This is a genomic window from Salinivibrio sp. HTSP (genome assembly GCF_003390965.1).
GTDB classification, from domain to species: Bacteria; Pseudomonadota; Gammaproteobacteria; order Enterobacterales; family Vibrionaceae; genus Salinivibrio; species Salinivibrio kushneri.
The window spans coordinates 20385-27517 of sequence record NZ_PXUD01000034.1 but is presented as its reverse complement, the minus strand read 5'-3'; the positions used below and the strand labels follow the sequence as shown (position 1 = coordinate 27517).

Sequence of the window (7133 nt, the reverse complement as noted above, 5' to 3'; positions counted from 1 at the left end):
GCTCCTTTGTATGTCATGGAAGACACATCGCCACCGTGGCGGTGTGCCTGTTCGCTCTCTCATCTTGCGAAATGCATGCCAAGTTTTTTATCATTACAAATCAGAATCTTATAACCTGGCTGACCAATTTTTTGCACGTGCCAAGCAACTTCTTGCCAAGCCAAGCAAAAAGTTGCTTAGCCAGCAGGCTAACGAGTTGGTATTTGTGTTGTCATTTTCATCGCTATTTTTTTGAACCCACTTGGCATTGTTAGTGGGTCATCACACACTGATTACTTCGTTACGATCGCTGTTTGCGGGCCCAATAGATGTAGTCTTGGATCACAGGCTCAGCGAGTAAAAGGTCGAGGGTGTGTAATGCACGACCCAGGTGTTTTTCACTGAATTGGCGATGAATAAAAGCATGGCAAGGCCGGCATACCCAAATACCGTGTTCGCGCATGTAAGGTCGGGAAAAACGTTTAGTGAACCATTTGTTGTTGTGACAAGTTTTGGGGATCAAGTGATGGAAGGTCAGCGGCCTTAGGTGCTGACACAGTGCACAGGGCGTTGAAGAAGGCGGAGAGGTAGGCATACAGGTAATAATACGTAAAAAGAAGGTCGCATTGATAACTGCGACCCTCATAACCAGTATCTGGTTCAATTACGCGAAGTTGTCACGCAAGTATTCAATAATGTCGTCCGATTCATACATCCACTGGGTTTCGCCGCCTTGGTCAATACGCAGACAAGGCACCATGCCTTTGCCGCCTTCGGTCTGTAGGCGTTGCCATTCTTCGGCGTTAGCGTTCATATCCACCAGCGGAATATCTAACTTAAGCTCTGTCATGACTGCACGCACTTTATGGCAAAATGGGCAGTGCTCTTTGTGATACAAGCTTAGTCCGTTCAAATCAGCCATTATGTTTCCTTTTAGGTCATCAGGGCGGCTCTTCAAATACCACCAACTGTGTGAATTCACTCTACGTAATGATGGCATTAAACTTGGTCCCAACGCTAGTCGTTAGCCTGTTTTATTGCACTACATGAGCAACTAAGAGCTAAATGACAATTAATCTATCACCTCAAGGTATATTGCTCATCACTCAAACGCTGGATAATTTGTTGCAATAACAAAGATAGTCAATCAATTCGCCAGCCACGTATGCCACGTTGAATTTTTTATCGCATAGGTTAAACCCATTCCTCTCTAACACCGTTTGTGATGCAATGTTGGTCGTAGACGCCATGGCGTTGAGTGTCACAAGTCCGTGCTCGCGCGCGATCTCTAACGCATACTTTACCGCTCGAGAGGCAACCCCCTTCCCGGTATGTTGCTCTGCAATGCGATACCCTAACGAACCTGATGCAGATACCGCATCAATTTGGCTGATATTAACCCGTCCCAAAAGTTGCCCCTCGGCATCCGTAATCAACATCGATACGTGTTGTCCTTTCTGATATAAGGCAAGTAATTCGCAGATGTGATCATAAACGCCTGCTTGGCGATAAAACGCCTCACCGCGCGATTCAATATAGGTTTCAAAATAAGCACGGTTTTGTTGTTCAAACTGGAACACCAAGTCCGTATCAGCGAGGGTAAGGGGGCGGATCAGCAGCTGCATAACACGACCAAATTAATCCGGCCCATGTTCAAACTGTTTTAATGCCTCATTAGGCGTATGCCATGGTGCCTTCGACGCCGTGTGAATATGAAAATTTGGCGCCGATTGTGGAGCGGTATCCAAAATTCCCAGACGAATATTGAACACTCCCTTATTGATTTTATGAGAGAAAAGGCTCGACCCACATTGCCCACAAAAAGCAAGCACCGTTTCTGAGCTCTTCTCATAATAACGAATATGCGCTTGGCCAGCCGTGACCGAGACTTTGTCTGCCTCTATGCCGCCGACTGATGAATAGTCTGAACCAGTAAACTTTCGACATTCAGAGCAATGGCAGTTCCCCATATAAAGGAAAGTGTCAGGTAATGTAAGACGGACACCACCGCATAGGCAACGAGCAGAGAGTGTGGACATGAGCATACCTCTATCTAAAATATCAGACTTTATTGTCTACGCCTGTCTAGCAAAACACAATTAAAATGTTGAATTTCATAGGTATAGCTATCTGTTCATTTTCGCCATTGATGTTTGCCACTTTCGCCCATTTTCTATTTACAGTGTAAATTTATTGACAACGCGTCGACCTAACGAGACGCCTGACGAACAAATGCTCACAATCCTGACGCCTCCCTGAACATATAGTGATATTGATCACATAAATTATTGCAGTTTAATGAAGCTCACCGTACTATCAATCCAAATGACATTTTTGGGATAAGGGTCACACATAGGGTGGTGACACCTGCTACGGACGGGCAGATCGTTTTATCGAATTGAGGATAATATGACATTACCACGGTCTTCATCTGCTGCGCGTACGGTGCTTAAAGGCGCCGGACAATTTTTTATAATCGCCCTTTACTTCGCTGGTATTGCAGGCATTGTTCATTACAGTGTGGCTTCTCACAACGTTGCTTCCGAATCATCATTGATTGAGCTGTCCCAGCTGGGGCTACTCGCCGCGACGGTATTTGCGTTTCGTCGTGTCGCTAAGTTCAGTCAATCCCTTCACCACGCTGCCGGGCTTATGAGTGCCTTTTTCTTGGTATTAATGATCCGAGAACTGGATGCCACACTTGATGTGGTAATGCATGGTTTTTGGAAAGTACCGGCACTCATTGTAACGGGGCTCGCCATTTGGCCCGCTTTAAAACACTGGCGAGAGACCCTCACTAGCCTTGCGCAAGCAGTTCATTCAAGGCACAGCACGGTTTTAATGATCGCATTAGCGCTGTTACTCGTGTATTCGCGTTTGTTTGGTATGGGCGAGTTATGGGAACAAGCGATGGGCGCCAACTACGTACGAGATGTGAAAAATATTGCGGAAGAAAGTACCGAATTAGTCGCTTACTCACTCATTTGGCTGTCGGCGCTGGGATATCTTGCTGAGGCAAAGAAATGGCGTTTCGTAACAAAAGCTCAGCCAAGCCCAACGACAATCGAAAGTGACATCTCTGCCTAATCCCCTCTTCCCCAAACACTTATCTTGTTTTGACGTCGCCAGTGGGCGACGTCGCGGCTTAATGCTAAGATTGAAACAAATAGCATAGGAAGTCAGAAGCATGACGAGAACAATTTTGGTCTTTACGCTCTTTATGAGTATTTTCGCTCACGCTAACACGGAAGATACATCAAACGCCGAGCAGCTGGTGACGGGAAAGAACGAGGCTATTTGCAAATCGACGTTTGGACAAGAAATGATCAGCCAACAAATGACATTTAGCAATCAAGCTAACGCGCAAGACGTTAGACGCATTGCCGAGCGCAAAATTGCGGCAGCCCGAAAAACGTTTGCCGATACAGGCAGCTATTGTGATGCTGCCCAAGTACTGATGAATTTTGAGCCTAAGTCCCTCTCAGGCCAAGATGGCGATGCGCAATTTAAAGAGCAATAATGTACAGCCGGCCATTGGCTTAAATACTTTTACCGAACATTAACGATACTAAGCGGCCGTGTTCGACGCACACTTTTCCTCCTCCCGCCTGGGCTGTGATACACTCCTGCCACTGATCAATAAGGGCTCGAATAATGAAGAAAATACTATTCGTTGTTGCGCTTGCCGCGACACTCAGTGGCTGTGATAACGATGAAGTTGGCGACGTAAGCCTGGGGATGTTTACCATGAAAGACATCAAGCTTAACCATCTCGTCGATCCTGTGGTAAGCGGGGTGACGTGCCATGTTGCGTCTGTCGAAGCGGACTTAAGCTTTTCTGATCCCAGTGATAGCGCTATCTCTTGTCGTCAAACTGGGGAGATTACGCCAGAGATGATTGCCAATATCGATAAAAGCGCATCGGGCGAAGTGGTATTTAGAAAATCGAAAAGTATTTTCTTCAAGTCGATGAAGATTCGTCGGATTTTCGATGTGAAAAATCAGACCTTGATGTATCTCTCTTACTCAACCAAAGAAACATCTGGCAGCTTTAAGCATAGCTTGTCCACGGTTCCTCTTTGGGGCACCAAGGCGTACCAGTCACAACCACAACAATAATCACCGCCACGCCTGCAGGCGACATTTAAACGAGAACTCGATGAACAAAGTCGAAATACAGATGAATACGTGGCTAGATGAGGTGGTGATTGGACTAAACCTTTGCCCTTTCGCCGCTAAGCCCCGTCGCAAACAACAAATTCAGCTCACTGTGTGCGACGCTCAGGATGATACCGAGATTTTAACTGCGATTTATCAGGCTTTAGTCCATCTTGATCACACCGAGCCTGCCATCACTGATACTACGGTGGTCGTGGTGCCCAACGCGCTCGCTGACTTTGATCACTACCTCGACGTGGTCGATGCTACCGAGGCGATGATTGACCACTACCAGTGGCGGGGAGTTTTCCAAGTCGCCAGTTTTCATCCCGACTATTGTTTTGAAGGGTGCACGCCAGAAGATAGCGAGAACTTGACCAATCGCTCCCCCTATCCATGCTTTCACTTGATTCGTGAAGCCAGCATGTCACGCGCGCTGGCGCATTATGGCCAAGATCCAGAACAGATCCCCGCACGCAATATTGCGCGTGTTTCAGCACTCACCCATGAAGAGCGTCAAGCACTCTTTCCTTGGATAAAAGCCTCATCAGACTGAACCACTACCTGGGGTTGGGCAAGGTGCTGCCCCTCAAGTGACAAGGATAAAAGATCGCGGTTTTCCAGCACACCAACCCCTTCGGGGGTGCCCGTTAGCACAATGTCGCCTGGGTTCAACCAGAATGTCTGGCTTATATGCTGAATAAGCGCGATCACAGGCATTAACATACTCGCGCTATTTCCCTGCTGCCGCCTCTCGCCATTGATGGACAATGCAAAGACGACCTCACGCCAATCATCAGGCACCGCCACAAAACATCCAATCGCTGCGCTCCCCGCGAACGCTTTCGCCCGCTCCCAAGGCAGTCCTTTTTGTTTTAAGCGGCTTTGCGTTTCACGACGGGTCAAGTCCAGCGCCAGTGTCATTCCGCCCAAGGCGTCTTCAACGGCTTGCTTAGTGGCATGAAATAAAGGTTTGGTGATCAGCACCGCCAGCTCGGTTTCGTAATGAACGGGAGCGAATGACGCCACTATCGCTAGCTTGTCATCTAACGGTTGGATGGCACTCGGCGGTTTCATAAACAGCACAGGTTCGTCCGGAATGGGATTGTTAAGCTCCTGCGCATGGGCAGCATAATTCCGTCCCACACACACCACCTGTCCAACGGGCAAATCGATCGCTCCACCCTCTAACCATTGATGTTGATAACGCATCGTTTTCTTCCTTGCTAATGAAAAGTCGATCCCTGACTAATTTTGATAACGAAAAAGGCAAGAATGCAAGACACAGTTAGCATTTCCCGTGTCACTGACTTGTTGATTTTTCTAACTCGTCCAAGGATACAAAGAGAGATTGAAGGGAGCACCTATGCCGCAACATCCACTTGATTCCCCCATCCATTGTGTCATCTTTGACTGCGAAGGGACCTTGGTTGACTCCGAGAAGCTATCTCACCAAGCCTTGGTAGAAACCTTCTCTACATTTGGTGTGCGTATTGATCTGCAAGACTCGCTCGATCATTTTGAGGGCGGAAAACTGACCGATGTCCTCCAGCAAACCTGCGAACGAAACGGGGCACATATTCCTATTGATCAACTCGAGCCACGTTTTCGGCACTTGTGTCGCCAGTATTTCGAGGCTGAATTAGCACCGGTAAAAGGCATTGAAACCGTCTTACAGGCGCTTGAACAGCAAGGCATTGATGTTTGTGTGGCATCAAATAGCCCCGTAGAAAAAATGGCGCATGCTCTGCGACTCACCAAGCTGTTGCCCTACTTTGAGCATCGCCTATTCAGTGCCTTTGATACTAACAGCTGGAAGCCGGCTCCCGATCTGCTTCACTACGCCGCGATGAATATGGCCTGTCCTACCGGCCAATGTGTGTTCATCGATGACACCAACAAAGGTATCCAAGCGGGGATCAATGCCGAGATGCGTACTATCCACTTTAACCCCAATCCCAATGTACCCACAACGGCGCACCCTTTGGTGACTCGGTTATTTAAAAGTGAAGACTTACTCTCGTTTTTTCACAGAGCCAGCCTGAGCATCACGCGCTGAGCCACCACAGAGTGTCACCGCATGTTGCCGCCACCACTCTGTATCAATGCGGATCGTCTGGCTCCCTTGGGCGGGCTGGATGCGCCACGCTCGCGTCACCGTTAACACGGGCGTACCCGCAGGCACGGCCAATACACTGGCACGCTCACTGTCTAACGCTTCCCACGCGCTCGACCAAGACACATCCGCGTTCGCTGGCGTATTTAACAACGTTGCCTGGTCACCGGTTTGCCAGACACTGGGGAAATAATCAGGATGGAGAAACGTACGCACAAAGCCAACAGGTAACTGCGCGATCTGAATCAGTCCCTCACCCTCAAACACCTGCGCAAAGGGAGGCAGTTGCATTTGATCACTCACCGCCGCTGACGCCATGGGCGTCTTTTGCGCCAACCAAGAAAATTGACCACCGTGTTGAGAGAAATCATGCTGCCAATCGACGAGTTGGCTGGGATCATACGCACAAGGGGTGGGCGCCACAAACCAGCCACGTCGCTCTCGCCGATATATGCGTCCTTCCGCCTCAAGCACTGCAAGTGCCTCTCGCAAGGTGACACGGGTAGTGGAAAAGGTGTCTGCAAGCTGGCGCTCACCTGGGAGTTTTTTGTCCGGCGCCAATAAACCGCGATCAATTTGCGCTAATAACTGCTGGCGAATCACCATAAATTGCATCATGAGCTGTCAGGCCTGCGTGATCTTTGTATCGCTAATGTGATCTTTCTCAATTTGCTGTCAAAACCTGTCCATTATGTCCAAGAAATAAACAGTGATTAAGATAGAATCGCCAGTCTACTCGGAATCGGAGCAAAGAACAAAAGATGCACTTAAGGAACACGCTGAGACATATTTCCCCACAACTAGGCCGACGTCTCGTGTGTATTACGCTTTTTTGTTGGTTAGGTTTGGCAGGACATATCACGCCCAGTTATGCCAAGGA

At 48.4% G+C, this 7133-nt stretch carries 12 protein-coding genes; 6 read left to right on the top strand and 6 right to left on the bottom strand.

What is annotated here, in order from left to right; translation table 11 throughout:
- Positions 1-235, top strand: a 235-nt coding sequence (locus C7A19_RS15760; RefSeq protein WP_235614276.1) for a hypothetical protein, incomplete at its 5' end; no start/stop codon positions are given.
- A gap of 45 nt (positions 236-280) precedes the next feature.
- Here C7A19_RS15760 and C7A19_RS07675 read toward each other — a convergent pair.
- The 4 genes from C7A19_RS07675 to C7A19_RS07660 all read right to left on the bottom strand — a co-directional run bounded on the left by C7A19_RS07675 (position 281) and on the right by C7A19_RS07660 (position 2018).
- Positions 281-625 (bottom strand): hypothetical protein, encoded by a 345-nt coding sequence (locus tag C7A19_RS07675; protein ID WP_201264075.1) that lies wholly within the window; start codon positions 623-625, stop codon positions 281-283.
- A gap of 18 nt (positions 626-643) precedes the next feature.
- Positions 644-901 (bottom strand): glutathione S-transferase N-terminal domain-containing protein, encoded by a 258-nt coding sequence (locus C7A19_RS07670; protein ID WP_025744429.1) that lies wholly within the window; start codon positions 899-901, stop codon positions 644-646.
- 184 nt (positions 902-1085) lie between these two features.
- Entirely contained in the window at positions 1086-1604 is a 519-nt protein-coding gene (locus tag C7A19_RS07665) for a GNAT family N-acetyltransferase (RefSeq protein WP_116644623.1), read from the bottom strand.
- A 12-nt stretch (positions 1605-1616) separates the two neighbouring features.
- Positions 1617-2018, bottom strand: coding sequence for a GFA family protein (locus tag C7A19_RS07660; RefSeq protein ID WP_116644622.1), 402 nt, complete (start codon positions 2016-2018; stop codon positions 1617-1619).
- A gap of 370 nt (positions 2019-2388) precedes the next feature.
- Here C7A19_RS07660 and C7A19_RS07655 point away from each other — a divergent pair, with 370 nt between their 5' ends.
- From C7A19_RS07655 to C7A19_RS07640, 4 genes are all read left to right on the top strand, one after another.
- The gene (locus C7A19_RS07655; protein ID WP_077599792.1) at positions 2389-3066 is read left to right on the top strand and encodes a hypothetical protein; all 678 of its coding nucleotides are present in this window, start codon (positions 2389-2391) and stop codon (positions 3064-3066) included.
- 100 nt (positions 3067-3166) lie between these two features.
- Positions 3167-3499 carry a hypothetical protein gene (locus C7A19_RS07650; RefSeq protein WP_116644621.1) on the top strand — a complete coding sequence of 111 codons (333 nt, stop codon included), beginning with the start codon at positions 3167-3169 and terminating at the stop codon, positions 3497-3499.
- A gap of 134 nt (positions 3500-3633) precedes the next feature.
- Positions 3634-4098, top strand: coding sequence for a CreA family protein (locus C7A19_RS07645; protein WP_069360860.1), 465 nt, complete (start codon positions 3634-3636; stop codon positions 4096-4098).
- Between the two features lie 40 nt (positions 4099-4138).
- Positions 4139-4693, top strand: coding sequence for a DUF1415 domain-containing protein (locus C7A19_RS07640; protein ID WP_116644620.1), 555 nt, complete (start codon positions 4139-4141; stop codon positions 4691-4693).
- Here C7A19_RS07640 and C7A19_RS07635 read toward each other — a convergent pair.
- Positions 4654-5349 (bottom strand): fumarylacetoacetate hydrolase family protein, encoded by a 696-nt coding sequence (locus C7A19_RS07635; protein ID WP_116644619.1) that lies wholly within the window; start codon positions 5347-5349, stop codon positions 4654-4656. The two genes, C7A19_RS07640 and C7A19_RS07635, sit on opposite strands and share 40 nt — an antisense overlap.
- Before the next feature lie 154 nt (positions 5350-5503).
- On the opposite strand from C7A19_RS07635, the gene C7A19_RS07630 reads away from it, so the two are divergent.
- On the top strand, positions 5504-6196 hold the full coding sequence (locus tag C7A19_RS07630; protein ID WP_116644618.1) for an HAD-IA family hydrolase: 693 nt from the start codon (positions 5504-5506) through the stop codon (positions 6194-6196).
- On the opposite strand, the gene C7A19_RS07625 is transcribed toward C7A19_RS07630, so the two are convergent.
- On the bottom strand, positions 6152-6871 hold the full coding sequence (locus C7A19_RS07625) for a GntR family transcriptional regulator (RefSeq protein ID WP_116644617.1): 720 nt from the start codon (positions 6869-6871) through the stop codon (positions 6152-6154). The two genes, C7A19_RS07630 and C7A19_RS07625, sit on opposite strands and share 45 nt — an antisense overlap.
- Positions 6872-7133: the final 262 nt, after the last annotated feature.